The organism is Micromonospora sp. CNZ297 (genome assembly GCF_007827625.1).
The window spans coordinates 278,630-302,342 of sequence record NZ_VISU01000004.1 but is presented as its reverse complement, the minus strand read 5'-3'; the positions used below and the strand labels follow the sequence as shown (position 1 = coordinate 302,342).

Below are 23,713 nucleotides of genomic sequence, written 5' to 3'. Positions count from 1 at the left end.
GGGGCCGATAATCCGACGTTTGTCGCCGGTCCGGCCCGGGAAGCAAGCACCGTGACGGACATCTCGGACACCCCGGCCAGCGTGCTCAGCCCGGTCGACGCCGACGCGAGCGGCGTCGAGCTGGAACAGACCCTCGTCGAGGTCAAACGCGTGATCGTCGGGCAGGATCGGCTCGTCGACCGCCTGCTCACCGCCCTGATCGCCGACGGGCACTGCCTGCTGGAGGGCGTACCGGGGGTGGCCAAGACGCTGGCGGCGCAGACACTCGCCACAGTGGTCGGTGGCACGTTCTCCCGGATCCAGTTCACCCCCGACCTGGTCCCCTCCGACATCGTCGGCACGCGCATCTACCGCGCCTCCACCGAACAGTTCGACGTGGAGCTGGGGCCGATCATGGCGAACCTGGTGCTCGCCGACGAGATCAACCGGGCCCCGGCCAAGGTGCAGTCGGCGCTGCTCGAGGCGATGGCCGAGCGGCAGGTCTCCATCGCCGGCCGGAGCTGGCCGGTGCCGGACCCGTTCCTGGTCCTGGCCACCCAGAACCCGATCGAGTCCGAGGGTGTCTACCAGCTCCCGGAGGCACAGCGCGACCGCTTCCTGATGAAGGTGGTGGTCGACTACCCGAGCGACGCCGACGAGCTGGCCATCCTCTACCGGATGAGCACCGACCGGCCCACCGCGCGCACCGTGCTCGACCCGGTCCGGCTGCGCGAACTCCAGCGCCGCGCCACCGACGTCTTCGTCCACCACGCGCTCGCCGAGTACGTGGTCCGCCTCATCCTCGCCACCCGCGACCCGGAGCGCTTCGGCCTGCCCGACGTCGCGCCCCTGCTGGCGTACGGGGCCAGCCCCCGGGCCACGCTCGGCCTGGTGGCCGCCGCCCGCGCCCAGGCGCTCATCCACGGCCGGGACTACGTGCTCCCCGAGGACATCCGGGAACTCGCGGTGGACGTGCTGGCGCACCGGCTCGTGCTCTCCTTCGACGCGATCGCCGACGGGATCTCCGGCGAGGACGTGGTGCGCCGCGTGATCGAGGCGGTGCCGCCGCCCCGGCTGGTGAACGGGCCCACCGAGACGGTGAACGACCTGGCGGCGGCATGACCGGCGAGGCCGGACCCGGGCTCGCCGATCTCGCCCCGGACCAGCGGCTGCGCCGGCTGGAGCTGACGGTGACCCGGCGGCTCGACGGGCTGCTGCACGGCCGGTACCGCGGCCTGCTCCCCGGACCGGGCAGCGAGGCGGCAGGCAGCCGCGAGTACCGCCCCGGCGAGGACGAGGTACGCCGGATGGACTGGGCGGTCACCGCCCGGACCACCGTCCCGCACGTCCGGGAGGTCGACGCGGACCGGGAACTGACCACCTGGCTGCTCGTCGACGCCAGCCCCAGCATGGAGTACGGGACGTCCACGCTGGACAAACGGGAACTGGCGGTGGCCGCCGTGGCGGCGATCGGCTTCCTCACCGCGGGAGTCGGCAACCGGCTCGGCGCCCAGGTGCTCACCCCGCGCGGGTTGCGCCGGTTCCCGGCCCGCAGCGGGCGTACCCATCTGCTCGGGCTGCTCCGCGCGCTGCTCGGCGCCCCGCGTACCGGCGACCTGCCGGACTCCGGCGGCGCGGGCGCGGCCGGCGCGGGCCGGACGGACGCGGCGCCGGGCCTGGCCGACGGGCTGGACGGCCTCCAGCGCGTCGCCACCCGGCGCGGGCTCGTGGTGATCGTCTCCGACTTCCTCGACGAGCTGCCCGACGACCCGGACGCGGCGCCGCCGCCGTGGGCCGCCGCGCTGCGCCGCCTCGCGGTACGGCACCAGGTGCTCGCCGTCGAGGTGACCGACCCGCGCGAGCTGGAACTGCCGGACGTCGGCCTGGTCACGCTCGTCGACCCGGAGAGCGGCCGGCACCGCGAGGTGTGGACCGGTGACCCGGGCCTGCGCGAGCGGTACGCGCGTGCCGCCGCCGAGCAGCGCGACCAGGTGCGCCGCACGCTGCGCCGGGCCGGCGCGACCCACCTGGCGCTGCGCACCGACCGGGACTGGTGCGCGGACGTCGTCCGGTACGTGCACGAGCAGCGCCGGCTGGCCACCGTACCGGCCGCGGCCCGCGGAGGTGTCGCATGACCTGGCAGTCACCCGCCCGCCTCTGGCTGCTGCTCGCCGTCGTCGCGCTGGTCGCCGGCTACCTGGTGCTGCAACGGCGGCAGAGCCGGTACGCGGTGCGCTTCACCAACCTGCGCCTGCTCGACCGGGTCGCCCCGCGCCGCCCGGCCTGGCGGCGGCACGTCCCGGCGGGCCTGTTCCTCGCCATGCTGGCGCTGCTCGTGGTCGGGTTCGCCCGGCCCGAGGCGGAGGTGCGGGTGCCCCGGGAGCGGGCCACGGTGATGGTCGCGGTGGACGTCTCCACCTCGATGCTCGCCGGTGACGTGGACCCGGACCGGCTGACAGCGGCCAAGGAGGCGGGCCGGCGGTTCGTCGACGGGCTGCCGGACGAGTTCAACGTCGGCCTCGTCGCGTTCGCCGGCAGCGCGGCGGTGCTGGTGCCGCCGAGCACCGACCGGGAGGCGCTGCACGACGGGATCGGGCGGCTGGCCGAGGGCATCACCGGCGTGCAGGGCACCGCCATCGGCGAGGCGATCAGCACCTCGCTCGGCGCGGTCAAGAGCCTGGACGCCACCGCCGCCAAGGATCCGCCGCCGGCCCGGATCATCATCCTCTCCGACGGTGCGAACACCTCCGGCATGGACCCGATGGAGGCCGCCGACCAGGCGGTCGCCGCGAAGGTGCCGGTGCACACCATCTCCTTCGGCACGCCGGGCGGCTCGGTCGACAGGGGTGGCCGGGCGATCCAGGTGCCGGTGGACGGCCAGACGCTGCGGGCGGTCGCCGAGCAGACCGGCGGGGGCTTCCACGAGGCGTCCACCACCGCCGAGCTGAAGGACGTCTACGAGGACATCGGCACCTCGGTCGGCTACCGCACCGAGCGGCAGGACATCTCGGCCCGCTTCATCGGCCTCGGGCTGGTCCTGGCGATGGGCGCCGCGGCCGGCTCGCTGCGGTGGTTCTCCCGGCTGCCCTGACCCGCACACCACTACCGCACGACATGTGAGGAGCCAGGCATGGCAGTGCAGACCGGACTCGGCGAGCCACGCGGACCGTGGTTCGTCTCGCCGGAGCTGGACCCGGACGGGCGCGGCTACCGGGACGTACCCGGGGGCGGGCCGGAGGCCGGGCGGCGTAGCCTGCGGCACCGGCTGCTGAGCGTGGCGGCGGTGGTGGCGCTCTCCACCGTCTCCGGCGCGGCGGCCGGCACCTGGGCGGCCGACCGGGGCGCGCCGGGACCGGCAGCGGCGTCCGCCGCGCCGGTGCCGGCGGAGCTGATCACCGCCGCCGGCAAGACGGTGCCCGGGGTGGTGTCGGTGATGGTCGGGGGCCGCTCCGGCGCGTCCGCGTCCGGCTCCGGGTTCGCCATCGACAACGAGCAGCACATCGTCACCAACGACCACATCCTGGCCCGGGGCGGTTCCGGCGTGGTGACTGTGGAGACGTCGGACGGGCGGCGCTTCCCGGCCGAGGTGGTGGGCCGGGAGCCGGCCAGCGACCTGGCCGTGCTGAAGGTGCCCGCGTCGGCCGGGTTGCCGCCGTTGCCGCTGGCAAAGGCGAACTCGACGAGAGTGGGGGAGCCGGTGCTCGCGGTCGGGTCGCCGCTCGGGCTCGCCGGGACGGTCACCGCCGGCATCGTCAGCGCGCTCAACCGGCAGGTACGGATCGGCAACGGCCGGCACACGGCGGTGCAGACCGACGCCTCGATCAACCCGGGCAACTCCGGTGGTCCGCTGGTGAACGCGCGCGGTGAGGTGGTCGGCGTGAACACGGCGATCGCCACCATCGACGGCAACGGCTCCATCGGTATCGGCTTCGCCATCCCGATCGACCAGGTCCAGCAGACCGCCGACACCATCATCGGCCGGGGCGGCTGAGTCGTCTGCGCGGCCACCCGCGCGGGCCCGGCCTGGCGCCCGCGCGGGGTTGCCCTGCCGCCCCTCCCGGCGCTGACCTGCACAAGCGTCGCAAGATCGGTGCGAAGTGTCGGATATCCGGCGTGGGATCATTGGGCCATAGAAATATTACGCTGAGTATGAATACTGGCGGAGGTGGAGCAAGCTGTCATTGCGGCCCTCCTCGTGGTGGGCCTGATCATCGGCGCCGGTGTCGGCGCGTCCTACGCGCGTGCGAAACGCGGCTGGACCGACTACCAGACCATCCGGACCAGCGTCCCCGGCGCCCGGCGCAACGCCTGGCTCGCGATCCGGGGCGTCGTCGTCAAGCTCGCGGTGATCGCCCTGCTGCTCGTCGGCGCGGCCGCGTACGCGGCGTCCGGCGGCGGCGAGGAACGGGCCGGTCCCACGCCGAGCGCCACCCCCACCCCGAGTCACCGCGCGGGGCGCTAGCCTCGGGGAGTGGACGACGGACTGCGGGTCACCGATCGGCTCACGGTGCCCGCCGCCGAGCTGCGGGAACGGTTCTCCCGCTCGTCCGGGCCCGGCGGCCAGGGAGTCAACACCACCGACTCCCGGGTGGAGCTGAGCTTCGACCTGGGCGGCTCGCCGAGCGTGCCGGAGACGCTGCGGGAACGGGCGCTGGCCCGGCTCGCCGGCCGCCTGGTCGGTGGCGTGCTGACGGTCACCGCCAGCGAGCACCGCGCCCAGCTGGCCAACCGGGAGGCGGCCCGCGAGCGGATGGCCGCGCTGCTGCGCGAGGCCGTCGCCCCGCCGCCGAAGACGCGCCGGCCGACCCGCCCCTCCCGTGGCGCCAAGGAGCGTCGCCTGGCCGAGAAGAAGCGTCAGTCGCAGCGCAAACGCGACCGCCGGGTGGACGGCGACTGACCGAAAACCTGTTGAGCCGCCGAGCGCGCCGCCCGGAGAATTCCGCCACGTGATCGACTTCTCCGTCAAGCCCACGCTCACCGGCGAGCGGGTGGTGCTGCGCCCGTTCCACGACGACGACCTGCCGGCGCTCGCCGAGATCCTGGCCGACCCGGAGGTGGCCCGGCTGACCGGCAGCCCGGCCGGCGAGGCGTTCGAGCCGTCCCGCCTGCGGGCCTGGTACGGCACCCGCAACAGCCAGGACGACCGGCTCGACCTCGCGGTCGTGGACCGGGCGAGCGGCACCTGCGTCGGCGAGGTGGTCCTCAACGAGTGGGACCGGGCCAACGCGAGCTGCAACTTCCGCACGCTGATCGGCCCCGGCGGCCGCGACCGCGGCCTCGGCACCGAGGCGGTCCGGCTGATCGTCGGGTACGGCTTCGAGCAACTCGGCCTGCACCGCATCGGCCTGGAGGTGTTCGCGTTCAACCCGCGTGCCCGGCGCGCCTACGAGAAGGTGGGCTTCGTCGCCGAGGGGACGCTGCGGCAGGTGCTGCGCGACGGCGACGACTGGGTGGACGCCACTGTCATGTCGATCCTCGCCCCGGAGTGGAACCGGCATCGGGGGCACCCGGAGGGTTGAGTCGGAGGCGTCGAAGCGCTTCAATGCGTACGGGAGCTTCAGGGCCGTCACCGACCACCACGTCACAGTGACAGGAGTCCCTTCCGCATGTCCCGTAACCCCCTGCGCGCCGCGCTGACCGCGCTCGCCGCGCTGCTACCGGTCCTCGCCCTCGGCCTCGCCCTCACCGCCACCACACCCCCGGCCGCCGCGGCGGCCACCCCGGTCCGCGTCATGCCGCTCGGCGACTCCATCACCGGGTCGCCCGGCTGCTGGCGGGCGCTGCTCTGGAACCGCCTCCAGTCCACCGGCCACACCGACGTCGACTTCGTCGGCACGCTCGGGCCGCAGGGCTGCGGTGTGCCGTACGACGGCGACAACGAGGGGCACGGCGGCTACCTCGCGACGAACGTGGCCAACCAGAACCTGCTGCCCGGCTGGCTGTCCGCCACCCGTCCGGACGTCGTGCTCATGCACTTCGGCACCAACGACGTGTGGAGCAACATCGCGCCCGCCACGATCCTGGCCGCGTACTCGAAGCTGGTGGACCAGATGCGGGCCGCCAACCCGGCCATGACCGTGCTGGTCGCGAAGATCATCCCGATGAACCCGGCGAGCTGTCCCGAGTGCGGCCAGCGGACGGTGGCGCTCAACTCGCTGATCGACGGCTGGGCGGCCGGGAAGACCACAGCCGCGTCGCCGATCGTGGTGGTCGACCAGTGGACCGGGTTCAGCACCGCCACCGACACGTACGACGGCGTGCACCCGAACGCCGCAGGCGACCAGAAGATGTCCGACAGGTGGTACCCGGCGCTGGTCGCCGCGCTGGGCCGCACCACGCCCGGCCCGACCACGTCCCCGACCGTCAGCCCCACGCCGTCGCCCACCGTCAGCCCGTCGCCCACGGCCAGCCCGTCGCCCACGGCCGGCGGCTGCACCGCCACCTGGCGGGTCGCCGGTCAGTGGCCTGGCGGCTTCCAGGGGGAGGTGACGGTCCGCAACGGCGGCGCCGCGCCGATCGCCGGCTGGACCGTGCGCTTCCCGCTCTCCGCCGGCCAGCGGATCAGCCAGGCGTGGAGCGCGGACGTGACGCAGAGCGGAACCACAGTGACCGCCCGGAACGCGAGCTGGAACGGCGCCCTGGCCCCTGCCGCCCAGACCACGTTCGGGTTCCTGGCCGACGGTGCCGTCCCGAGCCCGGTGCCGGCAGTGACCTGCGCCGCGAACTGACCCCCGCGCCGGCCGGCCCCGCGCTCAGCGGTGGTCGGCCGGCGCGGCCCGGTCCAGCGCGGCCAGCAGCCGGGCGCGCAGCCCGGCGGCCCGCTCGGCGAACCCGCGCTGGGCGGTGGCGTACTCGGCCCGGCCCTCCGGCGTCTCCACCCGCACCGGCGGGTAGCCCAGGTCGGCCAGGTCGTACGGGCTGGCCCGCATGTCCAGCGCCCGGATCTCCCGGGCCAGCGCGAAGCAGTCCGCCACCAGCTCCGACGGCACCAGCGGCGACAGCTTGTACGCCCACTTGTAGAGATCCATGTTGGCGTGCAGGCAGCCCGGCTGCTCCAGCGCGTGCTGACCCTCCCGGGTCGGCTGGAGCACGTTCAGCGGCCGGGCCGGAGCGGTGAAGAACCGGAACGCGTCGAAGTGGCTGCACCGCACGCCGCGCTCCTCGACCACAGCCGCCGTCGCCGCCGGGCTCAGCCGCAGCGGCCAGGCGTTGTGCCGTACCTGATCCTGGGTCTGCCGGTAGACCATCGCCCACTCGTGCATGCCGAAGCACCCGAACTGCGCGGGGCGTCCGGCGGTGGCGGCGAGCAGCGTACGGATCCAGGTGATCGACTCGGCGCGCCGCTCGCGTACCCGATCGGTGTCGAGGGTGAGCCCGGCGGCGCCCGCTGTGTAGTCCGGGCCGAAACCGGCCGGGTCGGCGTCGCGCAGCACCACGCCCGCGCCCGGGTGCCAGCGGCGCAACTGCGCCGGGCGGTGCGAGTAGTAGGTGAACAGGAAGTCCTCCACCGGGTGCTTCACCCCGGTGCGGCGGCGTTCCAGGTGCGGCGTCAGCCAGGCGTCCACCCGCGCCTCGTGGGCGTGCCGGCGCGCCTGCCAGTCGGCCAGGTCGAGCGCGGGGGCGAGGGCGGCGGTCACACACCCCAGGGTACGACCGCCGCCCGTGCCCGGATCACGCCACGTCCACCCGCACGCCCGCCGAGAAGACGCCGCTGCGCAGCTCCAGCCGTTTCGGCGGCTCGTCGCCGCGCATGGTGAACACCAGCGGCAGCAGCACCCGCCGCCCGGCGGCCACCGGCTGGGAGAAGACGTCCCGGCCGAGGTTCGCCACCCGGGTCGCGTCCTCGTCGGCTGCCACCCAGTTGCCGCTGGGCAGGTACGCCCGCTGCAACTGCCCGTGCCAGGTCTGGTCCTCGGTCGTGAGGTTGCGCACCCCGACCGTGGCCAGGCACGGCCGACCGCCGCCAGGCGCCGGTGGCAGGACGTCGGCGCCGCAGCTCAGCCGGTAGACGGTGAACTCGAACGCGGTCTCGCGCAGCGGCTGGCCCAGCGCGCCGGTGACGCTGCTGCCCACCCACGCGCCGCTCGTCGGCTGCTTCGTGGTGTCCATCGCGGCCACCCGCTGCGTGGCCGACCAGGCCGCCGCGCCCACCACACCGGCCAGCACGGCCGCCGCCACGCCGACCACGAGCCAGACCGGCGGCCTTCGGCGGCGGCTCGCGGGCGACGGCACGGCCGTACGCGGGTAGACCGTGCCGCGCTCGGCCGGCCCACCGGTCGCGCCTGGGCCCGGTCCGCCCTGGCCCGGTCCGGCTCCGCCGGGCATACCGCTTCCGGGGGCGCCGGTGTGCATGGTGCCGCCCGCGGGCGTACCGGTGGGCGTCGCGCCGCCTCCGGGGGCGCCCGTCCCGCCGCGGGCCATGCCGCCGGGTGCGGCGCTTCCCGCCGCGGTGCGCCGGCGGCGGCGCCACACCGCCCACCACACCACACCGGCGGTGACCACCAGCAGCGCCGTGAACGCGGCGAGCAGCACCGGCGGCCGCCGCCAGGCCGGGGCGGCGGTGACCTGCGCCGCCGGGGCCGTCGCGGCGCCCACCCAGGTCGCCGTGGCGCAGTCGAACGGGCGCGTGCCGTCCGAGCCGTAGACACAGGTGGGTGCCGTCACCGAGCGGCCCGGACCGGGGACCGACAGCGCGGTGTGCAGCGTGGTGGTGCTCTTCGCCGGCAGCCGCAGCCGCCAGGTCACCTCACCGGCGCTCATCCCGGCCGGACGGCTGGTCCGCCCACCGCCGGTCACCGTGGTGGCCCGCGACCCGTTCGGCAGCTCCTGCCGGACCATCGTGTCGACGGGTGCCGTGCCGGCGTTGCGGACCTCGATCCGGTAACCCGGCGCCGGGGTGCCCGCCGCGCCCACCGCCACGCTGACCGGGGGCATCGACGGGCGGACCGGTGCCGGGCCGGTGGTCGGCACCGCCGGGGGCACCGCCGGCACGCCGGTCGGGATCGGGGTGGCCGCGGCACCGGGGATGACAGCCGGTGGTGGGGCCGGATGGGCGGGGGCGGCGGCCGCGCGGGGCGTCGCCGGGGACAGCGCCGGTACGGCGGCGATGACGCCGAGGCAGTTCACGAACACTGCCAGGGCCCTGTGGTGTCGTCTCGATGCAGGCATACCAACGAACCTCCGGACCCGAAGCTATGGTCCGGGGCCCGCCGGGCGGGTACGAAGCCGCCATTCCCGCCCTGTCCGGCGCGATCGCGCGTACCCTGTCCGGCTCCTGGCGGTCCGGTGCCGCCGGCGGCCCGCGAGGTGTGGTGCGCGACCGCCGGGGCGTGCCGCCTGCCGGTGTCCGCCGGGCGGCCCGCGGGCGGGGATAGATTGGCCGGGTGCGTATCGCTCGTTTCGCTCATGCCAAGGGAATGTCGTTCGGGGTCGTCGAGGGCGAGCCGGAGGCCGGGCCGCAGGGCCTGACCATCGCCGAGATCGAGGGCCACCCGTTCGGGCAGATCCAGTTCTCCGGCGCCCGCTGGGCGCTCTCCGACGTCCGGCTGCTGTCGCCGATCCTGCCCAGCAAGGTGGTGTGTGTCGGCCGCAACTACGCCGAGCACGCCGCCGAGCACGGCAGCGAGGTGCCGAAGGAGCCGCTGCTCTTCCTCAAGCCGTCCACCTCGGTGATCGGCCCGCGCGACGCCATCCGGCTGCCGATCTTCTCCAAGCAGGTCGAGCACGAGGCGGAACTCGCCGTGGTGATCGGCGCCCCGGGCGCCCGCCGGGCCGACCGGGCCGCCGCCGAGCGGGCCATCTTCGGCTACACCTGCGCCAACGACGTGACCGCGCGGGACCTCCAGCGCTCCGACGGGCAGTGGACCCGCGCCAAGGGCTTCGACTCGTTCTGCCCGATCGGGCCGTGGATCACCACCGGGCTCGACGTCAGCGACCTGGAGATCCGGTGTGAGGTGGGCCGCAACCCGGAGGAGATGGAGGTGCGCCAGCTCGGCCGGACCAAGGACATGGTGTTCGACGTACCGGGCCTGGTGTCGTACATCTCGCACGTGATGACGCTGCTGCCCGGCGACGTGGTGCTGACCGGCACGCCGGCGGGGGTTAGTCCGCTCACCGAGGGGGATACGGTCACCGTGCGGATCCAGGGGATCGGGGAGCTGAGCAACCCGGTGGTCCCCGTCGCCTGATCCGCTCCGATGCCTCGTTTCCGCTGGTCAGGTGGGTTTCGAGGGGTTGGATTTGGCCTGTCGGCACCGGGAGGGTAAAGTTCATTCCCGGCGCCGCAAGGGGCCAATGGGGTATGGGGTAATTGGCAGCCCGACTGATTCTGGTTCAGTTAGTCTAGGTTCGAGTCCTGGTACCCCAGCGCAACCGAGGGTTCGCGAGAACTCTCGGACGCTGGATTCCGGCAGCTCACGCTGACGGAGTGCAATGAAGGTTCTGGCCCCGTCGTCTAGCGGCCCAGGACGCCGCCCTCTCAAGGCGGTAGCGCCGGTTCGAATCCGGTCGGGGCTACAGCACCGACAGCCCGTCCCGTTTCCGGGGCGGGCTTTCTGCTGTCCGGCCACGTGCGCAGGGGGTGACCCCCGGCGGTGGTGCCGGACGGGATGCCGCTAGACTACTGCCACACCGCCCGGCAGGGTGGTGAAGCAGGAAAAGTGCCTGGCCCCGTCGTCTAGCGGCCCAGGACGCCGCCCTCTCAAGGCGGTAGCGCCGGTTCGAATCCGGTCGGGGCTACATCCACGAACGGCCCGTCTCGCAACGCGAGGCGGGCCGTTCCGCATCCCCGCCCCTCCCGCCCCCCTCCCTTCCCACCCCCCCGGCCCTGCCGCGTTGATCATGAAGTTAGCGGCCGTCAGGGAGATCGAAAATGCCGCCAACTTCATGATCAACGCGAGGAGGGCTAGGGGTGAGGGGGGTGGGAGGGCGGGGGGTTAGAGGCCGGAGAGGCGCTGGCCGGCTCGGACGACGGCCATGGCGTGGCGTTCGCCGGGGCGGCGGCCGAGGCGCTCGATCGGGCCGGAGATGCTGATCGCGGCGATCACCCGCCCGGTGCGGTCCCGGATCGGCGCCGAGACGCTCGCCACACCCGCCTCCCGCTCGGCGACGCTCTGCGCCCAGCCGCGCCGCCGCACCTCGGCCAGCGTGCGGCCGGTGAACTTGGAGCGGGGGAGCAGCGGCATGACCGCCTCCGGCGGCTCCCAGGCGAGCAGGATCTGCGCCGCCGAACCGGCGGTCATCGGCAGCACCGAGCCGACCGGGACGGTGTCCCGGAGGCCGCTGGCACGCTCGGCGGCGGCCACGCAGATCCGCTCGTCGGCGCGGCGCAGGTAGAGCTGGGCGCTTTCGCCGGTGGCGTCCCGTAGCGCGGCGAGCAGCGGCTCGGCGGCGGTCAGGAGCACGTCCGGGGCCGCGTTGGCCAGCTCGCCCAGGCGTGGACCCGGGCGCCAGCGCCCCTGGGTGTCCCGGACGAGCATCCGGTGGATCTCCAGCGCCTGTGCCAGCCGGTGCGCGGTGGCCCGGGGCAGCTTGGTGCGTTCAACGAGTTCGGCCAGGCTGGCGCCGTCGACACAGGCGGCCAGGATGACCACCGCCTTGTCGAGAACGCCGACACCGCTCATACTGTGTCCCACAAGCCGAAATTTACCTCCCAGAATTTAGGATGTCCAGATGGTGGGAGTCACTCAACCGAGGACCCTGGCCGAGAAGGTCTGGGACGCACACGTGGTCCGCTCCGCCGCCGGCGAGCCGGACCTGCTCTTCATCGACCTGCACCTGCTGCACGAGGTGACCAGCCCGCAGGCGTTCGACGGGCTGCGTCTGGCCGGGCGCGGGGTCCGCCGTACCGACCTGACGATCGCGACCGAGGACCACAACACCCCGACCGGGTACGACGACCCGGCGTTCCGTTCCCGGCGCGGCGACCTGCTCACGATCGCGGACCCCACCTCCCGCACCCAGATCGAGACGCTGCGCCGCAACTGCGCCGAGTTCGGTGTCCGCCTGCACCCGCTGGGCGACGAGAACCAGGGCATCGTGCACGTCATCGGCCCGCAGCTCGGCCTCACCCAGCCCGGCATGACGATCGTGTGTGGCGACTCGCACACCGCCACCCACGGCGCGTTCGGGGCGCTGGCGTTCGGCATCGGCACCAGTGAGGTCGAACACGTGCTGGCCACGCAGACGCTGCCGCAGGCCCGCCCGAAGACCATGGCCGTGAACGTCGTCGGCGAGCTGGCGCCCGGCGTCACCGCCAAGGACCTGGTGCTCGCGCTGATCGCGCAGGTCGGCACCGGCGGTGGACGCGGTCACATCGTCGAGTACCGGGGCGAGGCGATCCGCGACCTCTCGATGGAGGGGCGGATGACGATCGCGAACATGTCCATCGAGTGGGGCGCCAAGGCCGGCATGATCGCGCCGGACGAGACCACGTTCGCGTACCTGAAGGGGCGGCCGAGCGCGCCCCAGGGCGACGACTGGGACGCGGCGCTGGAGTACTGGCGGACGCTGCCCACCGACGAGGGCGCGACCTTCGACACCGAGGTCACGCTCGACGCGAGCCGGATCACGCCGTTCGTCACCTGGGGCACCAACCCCGGGCAGGGCGTGCCGCTGGGCGCGACCGTGCCGGACCCGGAGGACTTCGTCACCGAGCCGGAGCGGGTCGCCGCCCGCCGCGCGCTGGAGTACATGGACCTCACCCCGGGCACCCCGATGCGCGACCTCGCCGTGGACGTGGTGTTCGTCGGCTCCTGCACCAACGGCCGCCTGGAGGACCTGCGGGCCGCCGCCGAGGTGCTGCGCGGGCATCGGGTCGCCGACGGCGTACGCATGCTCGTGGTCCCCGGCTCCGCCGCGGTCCGCGAGGCGGCCGAGATCGAAGGGCTGGACAAGGTCTTCACCGACGCCGGCGCCGAGTGGCGCTTCGCCGGCTGCTCCATGTGCCTGGGCATGAACCCGGACACGCTGAAGCCGGGCGAGCGCTCCGCCTCGACCTCCAACCGCAACTTCGAGGGCCGCCAGGGCCGGGGCGGGCGTACCCACCTGGTGTCCCCGCCGGTCGCCGCCGCCACCGCCGTGGTCGGCCGGCTGGCCGCCCCCGCCGACCTGTAGAAGGGCAGCCGACATGGACAAGTTCACCACCCACACCGGCACGGCCGTGCCGCTGCGCCGATCCAACGTGGACACCGACCAGATCATCCCCGCCGTGTACCTCAAGCGGGTGACCCGGACCGGATTCGCCGACGGTCTGTTCAACGCGTGGCGGGAGGACCCGTCATTCGTCCTCAACGATCCCGCCCATTCGGGTGCGTCGATTCTGATCGCCGGCCCCGAGTTCGGCACCGGATCCTCCCGGGAGCACGCCGTCTGGGCGCTGCGGGACTGGGGCTTCCGGGCCGTCATCTCGCCTCGCTTCGGCGACATCTTCCGCGGCAACGCGCTCAAGGAAGGTCTCCTTCCGGTCGAGCTGGAATTGAAAGCCGTGGAAGAACTGTGGGATCTCGTGGAATCCGAGCCGACCACGCCGATCACTGTCGACCTCGCCGCCCGTCAGGTCCACGCCGGTGACGCCACCTGGGCGTTCCCGCTGGACGACCACAGCCGTTGGCGGCTGATGGAGGGCTTGGACGACATTGGACTCACCCTCCGGCACGAGGCCGAGATCAGCGCGTACGAGGCCGCCCGGCCGGCGTTCCTGCCCTCGATCGCCTGATCTCCAGCGCTATTCGCCCCCACCGGCGCATCCGGTGGGGGCGAATCCGTTGCGACACAAGGGCTTTTTTCGACCGAATGTTTGTGTCCAGGCAGCACAGGGCATACCGTGCGCGCAGAATGGCTCGCGTCGAGTCAGTTGCACAATCGGGAGGAAGTCGTGAACAAGGCCGAGCTCATCGAGGCGCTCGCCGTTCGCCTGGGGGACCGGAAGACGGCGACGGCCGCGCTCGACGCGGTTCTCGCTGAGGTCCAGGCGGCGGTCACCAAGGGCGAGAAGGTGGCGATCACCGGTTTCGGAGCGTTCGAGAAGCGCGTCCGGGGAGCCCGAACAGCGCGCAATCCGCGGACCGGCGAGGCGGTGAAGGTCAAGAAGACCGCCGTCCCGACGTTCCGGGCGGGCGCGGGCTTCAAGGAGATGGTGGCCAGCGGCAAGGTGCCCAAGGACACCGCCGCCGCGAAGAAGACCACCGGTGCCGCCAAGGCCACCGGAGGCCGGACCACCGCCGCCGCCAAGAAGACCACGGCGGCGAAGGCCACCAAGGCCACCAAGACCACCGCGACCAAGAAGGCCGCGCCGGCGAAGAAGGCCGCCGCGACCAAGACCACGGCGGCGAAGAAGACGACCGCGGCGAAGTCCACCGCGGCGAAGAAGACCACGGCGGCGAAGAAGGCGCCCGCGAAGAAGGCGCCGGCCAAGAAGGCCGCCACCCGGCGCTGACCGGACGGCCCACGAAAGGGCGCCCACCGTTCGCGGTGGGCGCCCTTTCGCATGGGTACGCGTTGACCGCCCGCCGTCGCGCCCCGCAGAATCGCCGTGCCGAAAACCCCCGTCGGTCACGAGAAGAGGCGCCCCGTGCGGCACCGTCACCTCTCCACCCTCACGCTCGCCCTCGGTATCGCGGTCCTGCTGGACGTGTTGCGGGTCTGGCTGCCGTCGGTCATCACCCTGTTCGGCCGGGCCGCCGAGACGCCTGCCGAGCTGCTCGGCGCGTTCGCGCTCGGCTGGTTCCTGCTCGCCCTCGCCGCGCCCACGCTCGTACGCCGCGTCGGCGCCGCCCCGGTCGGACTCGTCGCCGCCGGTGTGCTGGCGGTGGCCCGGCTGGCGCTCACCGCGCAACCCGGCGGCCCGGCCCAGCTCTGGCTGGCCTGCGCCGGACTGTTCGCCGGCCTGGTCTGGCTCGCCGCCGTCGCCGCGTCCGTGCCCCGCCCGGTCGCCGGGCTGGCGCTCGGCCTGGCCGGGAACGCGGTCGGGCACGCCCTGCTCGGCACCGAGGATCTGGTGTGGCGCGGCGGCGTGCTCGCCTGGAGCCTGAGCGCCCTGCTGGTGCTGGCGTTCCTGGCCGCCTCGGCGGCGGTACGGCGGGAGCGGGCCGCCGCTCCGGTACGCGGCGACGCGGCGCGGACGGCCGCCCCGGCGACGGATGCGGCGGACGGCCACGCCGGGCGGCGCGTGCCGACCCCGGGCCGCCGGGCCTGGTTGCTGTGCGGGCCGGCGCTGCTGCTGGCCGGTCAGGTGGCGCTCGCCCCGGCACTCTGGAGCGCCGCCGCCGGCACCGGATCGCCCGACTTCCCCGGCCTCGTCCGCCCCGGAAACGGTGCCCTGCCGGGTGCGCTCGCGGTGCTGCTGTTCCTCGCGGCGGCGTTGTTCCGGGCACCGGCGCTCGTGGCGCGGGTGCTGTGGCCGCTCGCGCTGCTCGCCGGGTCGGTGCTGTTCGTGACCGGGCTGCTCGTGCCGGCGTACCTGCTCACCGCCGCCGGTCTCGGCGGCTGCCTGGCCCTCACCGACACGACCGACGACGGGCGGGCGGGGGCGCGGCGGGGGTGGGCGGCGGTGCTCGGGATGCTGGTGTTCGCGGTGGCCACGGTGGCCTACTACGCCGCCTACGACCTGGGGTACCCCAACGGCTGGGCGCCGGTCGCCACGGCCGTTCTGGTGGCTCTGGTGGCGGCTACGGCACCTCTCCGCCCCGGGCCGACGCCGTCCGGTGCGGCATCAGCCGGCCCGGCGCTGCCCGCAACGGGCCGGGTCGCGGCCCTGGCCGGGCTGACCGCGCTGGCCGGGCTCGCCGCCGTGCTGCACGTGCCGCCCGCGCAGGCCCGGACCACCACGACACCGGCGGCGGTACGGGTGGCCGCGTACAACATCCGGATGGGATTCGGCCTGGACGGGCGGCTGGACGTGGACGCGGTGGCCCGGGAGCTGCGCGGCGCGGACGTGGTGCTGCTCAGCGAGGTCGACCGGGGCTGGTGGCTCAACGGCGGCCACGACACGCTGGCGTTGGCGGCCGGGCGGCTGGGGATGCCGTACGTCTTCGCGCCCGCCGCCGACCCGGTCTGGGGCGACGCGGTGCTCAGCCGTTTCCCGATGCGTTCCGGGCAGACCCGGCGGCTGACCGCACACGGCGCGCCGACCGGGGCGCAGGCCCTCGGCGTCACGCTCGACCTCGGCGGCCGGGAACTGGCGGTGGTCGCCACGCACCTGCAACCGCCGCCCGGCCGGGATCCGGTCGAGCAGGCGGGGGAGGTGGCCGCGTTCGCCGGCCGGTACGCGAACGGCCGTCCACTGGTGCTCGGCGGTGACCTGAACACCGAGCCGGACGACCCGGCGTTCGCCGAGTTCACCCGCTCCGGGCTGGTGGACGCGCTGGCCGCGGCCCGGCCGCTGCGGACCAGCCCGGCCGACGATCCGCGCACCCAGATCGACCACGTCTTCGTGTCGCCGGGCCTGACCGCCACCGAGGTACGCGCGCCGCGCACCGAGGCCAGCGACCACCTCCCGGTGACGCTCACCGTCACGCTGCCCTGAGCCGCCGGACAACCGGTACCCGCCGCGCGGCCGCGGCCCGCCTCACAACCGGTCGGGAAGGACCAGCCGGTCACCGGCGAACGGCAGCAGCCAGCCGCCGCCCTTGGCGGTGGTGAAGTCCTCGTCCACGCGGCCGGTGAGCCGTTCCAGCGCGCCCGGGATCACCTTGCCCTGGCTGCACACGGCCACCGTCCCGGCGGCCTGTGCCAGCGCGGTCAGCCGGGCCGCGGCAGCGAGCGCGCACTCCTCGACCTGCTGGCCCGGCGCCGGTTCGTCGAAGTCGCCGCAGACCTCGATCGGCAGGTCCAGCCGGGCCGCCGCCGGGTCCAGCGTCTGCACGCAGCGCCGGGCCGAGGCGGAGAACAGGCGGGCCGGGCGGACCAGCGCGACGAGCGGGACCAGCGCCCGTGCCTGCGCCCACCCCTGTTCGTCGAGCGGGCGGCCGTGGTCCGGGCCGGTCCAGGTGCCGCGCTTGCCGGCGTGCGCGTGCCGGACCAGCAGCACCGTGGCGGTGACCGGCGGCAGCGCCGCGAACGCGGCGATCACCTCGGCGTCGTGCGGGTAGCTGACCCGGCGTACCGCGTCGTCGACCGGGAACCAGGCCACGTCGTCGACCTCGGTGCCGGGCTGGAAACCGCCGGTGCCGGCCGCCCGCATGGACCAGTAGTCGACCGCCTTGGCGAGACCCTCGCTGCGGTAGCGGACGGTGGGCAGGCGTACCTGCGGCACGGCGCGTACGTCGGACTCCTCGGCCACCTCGCGGACGGCCGCCACGAGCGGGTGCTCGCCGCGGTCCAGCTTGCCCTTCGGCAGCGACCAGTCGCCGTACCGGGGGCGGTGCACGAGGCAGACCTCGACGCCGGCCGGACCCGGGCGCCACACCACGCCGCCCGCGGCCCGGATCCGTACCGGTTCGTCGTCGCTCACCCGCTCACCGTATGCCCGCCCGGCACGCGCCACGGTCAGTCCGCCCGGCCGCCGACCCGGCGCAGCAACAGATCCTGGAGGTGGGTCAGCCGCACGTCGCCGTCCCCGGTACGCCGGTGCCAGGTGCCGTCCGCGGCCAGCTCGAACGCGTCCACGTCGGGATCGAACGCGGCGGTGAGGACGTGGTCCAGTTCGGCCCGGGCCACCGGATCGCTCACCTGCACCAGCGCCTCGACCCGGCGGTCCAGGTTGCGGTGCATCAGGTCGGCCGAGCCCATCCAGAACTCGGCGTCGCCGTTGTTGCCGAACCGGAAGATCCGGGAGTGTTCCAGGAACCGGCCGAGGATCGAGCGGACCCGGATGTTCTCCGACAGCCCCGGCACGCCCGGCCGCAGCGTGCACATGCCCCGGATCAGCAGGTCCACGTGCACGCCGGCCCGCGACGCCCGGTAGAGCGCGTCGGTGATCTCCTCGTCCACCAGGGAGTTCACCTTGAACTGCACGAGCCCCGGCATGCCCAGCCGGACGTGCTCGATCTCCCGGTCGATGCGTTCGATCAGGCCGCTGCGGATGCCCTGCGGCGCCACCAGCAGCCGCCGGAACGCGGTCTGCCGGCTGTAGCCGGTGAGCACGTTGAACAGGTCGGTCAGGTCCGCGCCGATCTCCGGGTCGGCGGTGAGCATGCCGAAGTCCTCGTAGAGCCGGGCGGTCTTCGGGTGGTAGTTGCCGGTGCCGATGTGGCAGTAGCGCCGGATCTGGTTGCCCTCCTGGCGTACCACCAGCGCGGTCTTGCAGTGCGTCTTGAGCCCCACCAGGCCGTAGACCACATGGCAGCCGGCCCGTTCCAGCGTGCGCGCCCAGCCGATGTTCGCCACCTCGTCGAAGCGCGCCTTCAGCTCGACCAGCACCACCACCTGCTTGCCGGCGGCGGCCGCGTCGACCAGCGCGTCCACGATCGGGGAGTCGCCGCTGGTGCGGTAGAGCGTCTGCTTGATGGCGAGCACGTTCGGGTCGGCCGCGGCCTGCTCGACGAAGCGCTGCACGCTCGTCGCGAACGAGTGGTACGGGTGGTGCACCAGCACGTCGCCGTCGCGCAGCGTGGCGAAGACGCTGCGCGGCACCTCGCCCTCGGCCAGCCGCGGATGGGTGGCCGGCACGAACGACGGGTCCTTCAGGTCGGGCCGGTCGGCCTCGCCGTACACCTGCCACAGCGCGGACAGGTCGAGCAGGCCGCGGACCCGCAGCACGTCGTGGCCGTCCATGTCCAGCTCGCGGACCAGCAGCTCCAGCATGTGGTCGGAGATGGACGCGGCGACCTCCAGGCGTACCGGCGGGCCGAACCGGCGCCGGGCCAGCTCCCGTTCCAGCGCCTGGAGCAGGTCCTCGTCGCGGTCCTCGTCCACCTCCACCTCGGCGTTGCGGGTCACCCGGAACAGGTGGCACTCGACCACCTGCATGCCGGAGAACAGCTGGCCGAGGTGCACCGAGATGAGGTCCTCGACCGGCAGGAACCGCACGCCCTGCTGGTCGCGGTGCACCCGGACGAACCGGGGCACGTTGTTCGGCACCTTGACCCGGGCGAACAGCTCCGAGCCGCCGTCCGGGTCGCGCACCGACACGGCCAGGTTCAGCGACCGGCCCGAGATGTACGGGAACGGGTGCGCCGGGTCGACCGCCAGCGGGGTGAGCACCGGGAAGATGTGCTCCCGGAACCAGGTGCGCAGCCGCTCCCGCTCGGCGTCGTCCAGGTCGCTCCAGCGCAGGATGCGGATGTCCTCGGCGGCGAGCTTCGGCAGCACGTCGTCGACCAGGCAGGTGGCGTGCCGGGCGACCAGGCCGGCGGCCTTCTCGGTGATCAGGTCGAGCTGGGTGCGCAGCGGCAGCCGGTCGCCGCCGCGTACCGGCAGGCCGGCGGAGAGCCGCCGCTTCAACCCGGCGACCCGGACCATGTAGAACTCGTCCAGGTTGCTGGCGAAGATGGCCAGGAACTTCGCCCGTTCCAGCAGCGGGGTGCGCGGATCCTCGGCGAGCGCCAGCACCCGGGCGTTGAAGTCGAGCCACGACAGCTCCCGGTTGAGGAAGCGGTCCTCCGGCAGCGGCGGCGCGGTCGGCGGACCGGCGTCCGCGGCGGTCTCGCCGGCCGGGCCGGGGCCCTCCACCGGGTCGAGCGGCTCGTCCAGGCCGGTCGCGCCGGCCGCGTCCGGGTCGGCGCCGAGGCGCTCCTCCGGGGGCCGGGTCTGGCGGAACCGCCCGTCCGGGCCGCGGGTGGGGCGGCCGTTGCGGGGCGTGCCGGGGTCGAGGATCGGCGGCGGGCCGTCGGGGTGCTCGCGAGGGGTGCTCACCACCTCATGATTCCCCGATAAGGGTGAACGGAAAATGAACTCGGGCCAGGTTGTTCACGCCATCGTCGGCAAGGTCACCCGGACCACCTCGCCGTCGGCGTCCCGCTCGATCCGGACACGCTGCCCCAATCGGAGCAGCCGTAACCCGGAGGCGTCGAACGCGCGGGCCGGGAACGCCAGCTCGGTGCCGTCGTCGAGCAGCAGCACGCCGCTGCGGGTCGACGCGTCGTAGGTGGCCACCGTCCCCTGCATGCCAGCACCGTACCGGACCGCTCCGGCGACCCGGGCCAGCAGCGCGGCGGTGCGCGGCCCCACGCCCAGCCCGGCGGCGTCGGCCAGGTCCGCCGGGGTGTCCACGTCCCGGCGCAGGCTGGGCCACTCCCCGGCGAGCGGCAGCGCCCCGCTCGCCGCGTGGGCCGCGGCCGAGCCGGGCCCGAACTGCGGCGCCAGCGGCGCACCGGCCGGCGCGGCGAGCAGCACTGTGCCTCCGCCCGGGGCGTCAGCCACGAACCCGCGTACCCCCTGGGTGGCCCGCAGCGCGGCGGCCAGGTCGGCCGGTCGCAGCGCGGGCAGGTCGGCGGTCAGGCCGGCCACGGCGGAGCGCGACCCGGCGACCGCCGCGCCGTGCCGGAACGCCGCGTTCAGGCCGCCGCCGGGGTCGGCGGCGACGCGGGCGCCCGCCGCGCCGGCTGCCGCGGCCACCCGCGGGTCGTCGGTGACCACGAGCACCCCGGCCACCGCCGGGCACGCCCGCACCGCGCGCAGCGTGTCGGCCGCCAGGGCCAGTGCCAGCTCCTCATGGGGTACGCCGGGCAGCGCGCCCCGCAGACGGCTCTTCGCCGCCCCCAGGCGCTTCACCGGCATCACCACGGTCCAGCGGGCCTCAGACACGCCGACCATCCTGCCAGCGGGAGCGCCGGTACCCGCACTGGCCGCAGCGGGGGCGAACAGGCATGATTCTGTGCCGGGGCGCGTGGGCGGATCGAGGAGGCACTGTGGCACGGCGGAGGCTGGGGTTCTGGCGACGACTCGCCGTGGTGCTGGTGAAGCCGCTGATGACGGTCTGGACCCGGCGCACCTGGCGGGGCATGGAGCACCTGCGCCGCGACGGCGGCGTGATCCTCGTGCCGAACCACATCTCGCACGCCGACCCGCTCGTGGTCGCGCACTACATCTACGACGCCGGGCGCTGGCCGCGCTTCCTCGGCAAGGCCAGCGTGTTCCGGGTGCCGGTTGTCGGCTGGATCCTGCACCGCTGCCAGCAGATCCCGGTCGAGCGGGGCACCGTCGAGGCGGTCAAGTCGCTCGACAAGCTCGTCGCCGCGCTGGCCGAGGGCGGCGCCGTGGTGATCTACCCGGAGGGCACCACCACCCGGGAGCCGGACCTGTGGCCGATGAAGGGCAAGACCGGCGCGGCCCGTCTGGCGCTGGCCACCGGCGCCCCGGTGGTCCCGATCGCCATGGTCGGCCCGGAACGGATGTTCGACCCGCGTACGGCCCGGTTCGGGCTGCGCCCGCGTACCCCGGTGACGGTGATCGCCGGGCCGCCGGTGGACCTGAGCCGCTGGGCCGGCGCCACGCCGACCCGGCCGATCCTGGAGGAGATGACGGACACCATCATGCTGCGCATCCGGGATCTGGTCGCGGAGATCCGCGGCGGCACACCACCGCCGCTCTGGCAGCGGCCCGCCCGCACCGGCACCCGGGAGGTCACCGAATGAGCGGGCACGTCGCCGTGCTGGGCGCCGGTTCCTGGGGGACCGCGTTCGCCAAGATCCTCGCCGACGCCGGGCGGGACGTGACGGTCCTGGCCCGCCGGGCCGCCGTGGCCGAGGCGATCCGGACCGGGCGGCACAACCCGGAGTACCTGCCGGGGATCCGCCTGCCCGAGCGGGTGACCGCCACCGGCGACGCCGCCGAGGCGATCGAGGGGGCCGAGGTGGTGGTGCTCTCGGTGCCCTCGCAGACGCTGCGCGGCAACCTCGCCGACTGGACGCCGTACCTGGCGCCGGACGCCACGCTCGTGTCGCTGATGAAGGGCATCGAGCTGGGCACCACCAAGCGGATGAGCCAGGTGATCACCGAGACCGCCGGGGTGCCCGCCGACCGGGTGGTGGTCGTCTCCGGGCCCAACCTGGCCCCGGAGATCGCCGCCGAGCAGCCGGCCGCCACTGTGGTCGCCGGCACCGACAGCCGCCGGACCGCGCTGGTGCAGGCGTCCATCCGGACGCCGTACTTCCGCCCGTACACGAACGACGACGTGATCGGCTGCGAGCTGGGCGGCGCGGTGAAGAACGTGATCGCGCTGGCGTACGGCATCGCCACCGCGATGGGCTTCGGCGACAACACCCGGGCCATGCTGATGACCCGCGGCCTGGCCGAGACCGCCCGGCTGGGCGTGGCGCTCGGCGCCGACCCGATCACGTTCGCCGGGCTGGCCGGCATGGGTGACCTGGTCGCCTCCTGCTCGTCGCCGATGGCCCGCAACCGCACCTTCGGCGAGCACCTGGGCCGGGGGGAGACGCTGGAGCAGGCCCAGGCGGCCACCCGGCAGACCGCCGAGGGCGTCAAGAGCTGCCTGGCCATCCGCGACCTGGCCCGGGCGCACGGCGTCGAGATGCCGATCACCGAGCAGATCGAGCGGATCTGCCACGAGGGGATGGATCCGCGCCTGGCGGTGGACGCGCTGATGAGCCGCACCGCCAAGCCCGAGTCGTACGAGTGAGCGGAGCCGGGATGACGAACGAGGACTGGGGCGACGGCACGCGCACCGTGCACGCCGGCCTGCCGGACGCGGCACCCGGCCAGCCGTTCCTGCCCGGCCCGGTCTTCGCCGCGCCGTACCACCTGGACCCCGAGCGCGGCCCGTCGGCGGCGGCGGACGGGTACGGGCGGCCCGACAACCCAACCCGGCGGCTGCTGGAGACGGCGATCGGCGAGCTGGAGGGCGGCGACTGCCGGGTCTTCGCCAGCGGCCAGGCCGCCATCACCGGGCTGCTGCTGACAGTGCTGCGCCCCGGCGACACGGTGCTGCTGCCCGCCGACGGCTACTTCTCGGTGCGCTCGTTCGCCTCGGACACGCTGGAACAGCTCGGCGTACGTGTGGTGCTCGTGCCGACGGCCGGGCCGTACCCGTCGTTCGACGGCGTACGGCTGGTGCTGCTGGAGACCCCGGCGAACCCCGGCCTGGACGTCGCCGACGTTCCGGCGGTGGCCGCCGCCGCACGCGCCGCCGGTGCGCTGGTGGCGGTGGACAACACCACCGCCACGCCGCTCGGGCAGCGCCCGCTGGACCTCGGCGCGGACGTGGTTGTCGCCTCGGGCACCAAGGCGCTGACCGGCCACTCGGACCTGCTGCTGGGCTACCTGGCCACCCGGGACGCCGGGCTGCGCGACGTGGCGACCGCCTGGCGCAACGCCACCGGCGGGGTGCCGGGCGCGTTCGACTGCTGGCTCGCTCACCGCTCGCTGGCCACGCTCGACCTGCGGCTGGCCCGGCAGACCGCGAACGCGCGGGCGCTGGCCGACCTGCTCGCGGCACGCCCGGACGTCACCGGTGTGCGCTGGCCCGGCCGGCCGGACGACCCGGCGTACCCGGTCGCGTCGGTCCAGATGCGGCGCGTACCGGGCGTGCTCTCGTTCGACCTGGGCGACGAGCGCCGGGTGGCCCGGTTCCTCGGCGCCTCCCGGCTGGTGGCCGCCGCCACCTCGTTCGGCGGGCTGCACACCACGGCCGACCGGCGCGCTCAGTGGGGCGACGACACGACGCCGGGCTTCGTGCGGTTCTCCTGCGGCATCGAGGACACCGACGACCTGCTCGCCGACGTGACGGCGGCGCTCGACGCGGCGGGCTGACGGCGTGACGGCCACTGGGCTAAGGTGACGGGCAGCCACGGCCCGTGCGGCCCCGACCCGAGGAGGTGAGTCCGATCCACCAGCAGAG

Annotated in this window: 20 protein-coding genes, 3 tRNA genes and 2 pseudogenes; 19 read left to right on the top strand and 6 right to left on the bottom strand. The window is 74.3% G+C overall.

Going from position 1 to position 23,713, the window contains the following annotated elements:
• The first annotated feature begins 51 nt into the window (after positions 1 to 51).
• The 8 genes from FB454_RS10315 (at position 52) to FB454_RS10280 (ending at position 6,707) form a co-directional block, all read left to right on the top strand.
• Complete coding sequence (locus FB454_RS10315) at positions 52 to 1,101, top strand: AAA family ATPase (protein ID WP_013284518.1); 1,050 nt, start codon at positions 52 to 54, stop codon at positions 1,099 to 1,101.
• The gene (locus FB454_RS10310) at positions 1,098 to 2,114 is read left to right on the top strand and encodes a DUF58 domain-containing protein (protein ID WP_145753236.1); all 1,017 of its coding nucleotides are present in this window, start codon (positions 1,098 to 1,100) and stop codon (positions 2,112 to 2,114) included. The genes FB454_RS10315 and FB454_RS10310 overlap by 4 nt, the downstream gene beginning before the upstream one ends.
• Positions 2,111 to 3,070 carry a VWA domain-containing protein gene (locus FB454_RS10305; RefSeq protein WP_013284520.1) on the top strand — a complete coding sequence of 320 codons (960 nt, stop codon included), beginning with the start codon at positions 2,111 to 2,113 and terminating at the stop codon, positions 3,068 to 3,070. The genes FB454_RS10310 and FB454_RS10305 overlap by 4 nt, the downstream gene beginning before the upstream one ends.
• Positions 3,071 to 3,109: 39 nt before the next feature.
• Positions 3,110 to 3,970 carry a S1C family serine protease gene (locus FB454_RS10300; protein ID WP_145753234.1) on the top strand — a complete coding sequence of 287 codons (861 nt, stop codon included), beginning with the start codon at positions 3,110 to 3,112 and terminating at the stop codon, positions 3,968 to 3,970.
• A 174-nt stretch (positions 3,971 to 4,144) separates the two neighbouring features.
• The gene (locus FB454_RS10295) at positions 4,145 to 4,441 is read left to right on the top strand and encodes a hypothetical protein (RefSeq protein WP_013284522.1); all 297 of its coding nucleotides are present in this window, start codon (positions 4,145 to 4,147) and stop codon (positions 4,439 to 4,441) included.
• A gap of 9 nt (positions 4,442 to 4,450) precedes the next feature.
• Positions 4,451 to 4,876, top strand: a complete 426-nt coding sequence (arfB, locus tag FB454_RS10290; protein WP_013284523.1) for an alternative ribosome rescue aminoacyl-tRNA hydrolase ArfB — start codon at positions 4,451 to 4,453, stop codon at positions 4,874 to 4,876.
• 49 nt (positions 4,877 to 4,925) lie between these two features.
• The gene (locus FB454_RS10285) at positions 4,926 to 5,498 is read left to right on the top strand and encodes a GNAT family N-acetyltransferase (protein WP_013284524.1); all 573 of its coding nucleotides are present in this window, start codon (positions 4,926 to 4,928) and stop codon (positions 5,496 to 5,498) included.
• Positions 5,499 to 5,585: 87 nt separating this feature from the next.
• Complete coding sequence (locus FB454_RS10280) at positions 5,586 to 6,707, top strand: cellulose binding domain-containing protein (protein WP_145753232.1); 1,122 nt, start codon at positions 5,586 to 5,588, stop codon at positions 6,705 to 6,707.
• Positions 6,708 to 6,731: 24 nt separating this feature from the next.
• On the opposite strand, the gene FB454_RS10275 is transcribed toward FB454_RS10280, so the two are convergent.
• Both FB454_RS10275 and FB454_RS10270 read right to left on the bottom strand, forming a co-directional pair.
• On the bottom strand, positions 6,732 to 7,616 hold the full coding sequence (locus FB454_RS10275; protein WP_145753230.1) for a 3-methyladenine DNA glycosylase: 885 nt from the start codon (positions 7,614 to 7,616) through the stop codon (positions 6,732 to 6,734).
• 34 nt (positions 7,617 to 7,650) lie between these two features.
• A complete protein-coding gene (locus FB454_RS10270; protein ID WP_145753228.1) occupies positions 7,651 to 9,147 on the bottom strand; it encodes a DUF4352 domain-containing protein in 1,497 nt (498 codons plus the stop codon).
• Positions 9,148 to 9,362: 215 nt separating this feature from the next.
• Here FB454_RS10270 and FB454_RS10265 point away from each other — a divergent pair, with 215 nt between their 5' ends.
• The 4 genes from FB454_RS10265 (at position 9,363) to FB454_RS10250 (ending at position 10,716) form a co-directional block, all read left to right on the top strand.
• Entirely contained in the window at positions 9,363 to 10,166 is an 804-nt protein-coding gene (locus FB454_RS10265) for a fumarylacetoacetate hydrolase family protein (protein WP_013284528.1), read from the top strand.
• A gap of 107 nt (positions 10,167 to 10,273) precedes the next feature.
• Positions 10,274 to 10,345, top strand: a tRNA-Gln gene (locus tag FB454_RS10260).
• 76 nt (positions 10,346 to 10,421) lie between these two features.
• Positions 10,422 to 10,494, top strand: a tRNA-Glu gene (locus FB454_RS10255).
• A gap of 149 nt (positions 10,495 to 10,643) precedes the next feature.
• Positions 10,644 to 10,716: transfer RNA gene (locus tag FB454_RS10250), tRNA-Glu, on the top strand.
• 197 nt (positions 10,717 to 10,913) lie between these two features.
• Here the strand turns inward: FB454_RS10250 and FB454_RS10245 are convergent.
• Positions 10,914 to 11,600, bottom strand: coding sequence for an IclR family transcriptional regulator (locus FB454_RS10245; RefSeq protein WP_013284529.1), 687 nt, complete (start codon positions 11,598 to 11,600; stop codon positions 10,914 to 10,916).
• Between the two features lie 49 nt (positions 11,601 to 11,649).
• On the opposite strand from FB454_RS10245, the gene leuC reads away from it, so the two are divergent.
• The 4 genes and pseudogenes from leuC to FB454_RS10225 all read left to right on the top strand — a co-directional run bounded on the left by leuC (position 11,650) and on the right by FB454_RS10225 (position 16,501).
• Positions 11,650 to 13,092: a 3-isopropylmalate dehydratase large subunit gene (gene leuC, locus FB454_RS10240; protein ID WP_145753227.1), complete on the top strand. Its 1,443-nt coding sequence runs from the start codon at positions 11,650 to 11,652 to the stop codon at positions 13,090 to 13,092.
• A gap of 13 nt (positions 13,093 to 13,105) precedes the next feature.
• Positions 13,106 to 13,693, top strand: a complete 588-nt coding sequence (leuD, locus tag FB454_RS10235; RefSeq protein ID WP_013284531.1) for a 3-isopropylmalate dehydratase small subunit — start codon at positions 13,106 to 13,108, stop codon at positions 13,691 to 13,693.
• Positions 13,694 to 13,852: 159 nt separating this feature from the next.
• Positions 13,853 to 14,410: pseudogene (locus FB454_RS10230) on the top strand (HU family DNA-binding protein); the annotation flags it as partial.
• Between the two features lie 138 nt (positions 14,411 to 14,548).
• Positions 14,549 to 16,501 carry an endonuclease/exonuclease/phosphatase family protein gene (locus tag FB454_RS10225; protein ID WP_145753223.1) on the top strand — a complete coding sequence of 651 codons (1,953 nt, stop codon included), beginning with the start codon at positions 14,549 to 14,551 and terminating at the stop codon, positions 16,499 to 16,501.
• Positions 16,502 to 16,543: 42 nt separating this feature from the next.
• On the opposite strand, the gene FB454_RS10220 is transcribed toward FB454_RS10225, so the two are convergent.
• The 3 genes and pseudogenes from FB454_RS10220 to cofC form a co-directional block, all read right to left on the bottom strand.
• Positions 16,544 to 17,461, bottom strand: a complete 918-nt coding sequence (locus tag FB454_RS10220) for an NUDIX hydrolase (protein WP_013284534.1) — start codon at positions 17,459 to 17,461, stop codon at positions 16,544 to 16,546.
• 2 nt (positions 17,462 to 17,463) lie between these two features.
• Complete coding sequence (locus tag FB454_RS10215; protein WP_030270023.1) at positions 17,464 to 19,770, bottom strand: RNA degradosome polyphosphate kinase; 2,307 nt, start codon at positions 19,768 to 19,770, stop codon at positions 17,464 to 17,466.
• Positions 19,771 to 20,046: 276 nt separating this feature from the next.
• Positions 20,047 to 20,670 (bottom strand): annotated as a pseudogene (gene cofC, locus FB454_RS10210) (2-phospho-L-lactate guanylyltransferase); the annotation flags it as partial.
• 95 nt (positions 20,671 to 20,765) lie between these two features.
• Between cofC and FB454_RS10205 the strand changes: the two are divergent.
• From FB454_RS10205 to FB454_RS10195, 3 genes are read left to right on the top strand one after another with little or no spacing between them, the layout of a single operon-like run.
• Positions 20,766 to 21,491, top strand: coding sequence for a lysophospholipid acyltransferase family protein (locus FB454_RS10205; protein ID WP_013284537.1), 726 nt, complete (start codon positions 20,766 to 20,768; stop codon positions 21,489 to 21,491).
• A complete protein-coding gene (locus FB454_RS10200) occupies positions 21,488 to 22,495 on the top strand; it encodes an NAD(P)H-dependent glycerol-3-phosphate dehydrogenase (protein WP_013284538.1) in 1,008 nt (335 codons plus the stop codon). The genes FB454_RS10205 and FB454_RS10200 overlap by 4 nt, the downstream gene beginning before the upstream one ends.
• An 11-nt stretch (positions 22,496 to 22,506) precedes the next feature.
• Positions 22,507 to 23,625, top strand: a complete 1,119-nt coding sequence (locus tag FB454_RS10195; protein ID WP_145822865.1) for a cystathionine gamma-lyase — start codon at positions 22,507 to 22,509, stop codon at positions 23,623 to 23,625.
• Positions 23,626 to 23,713: the final 88 nt, after the last annotated feature.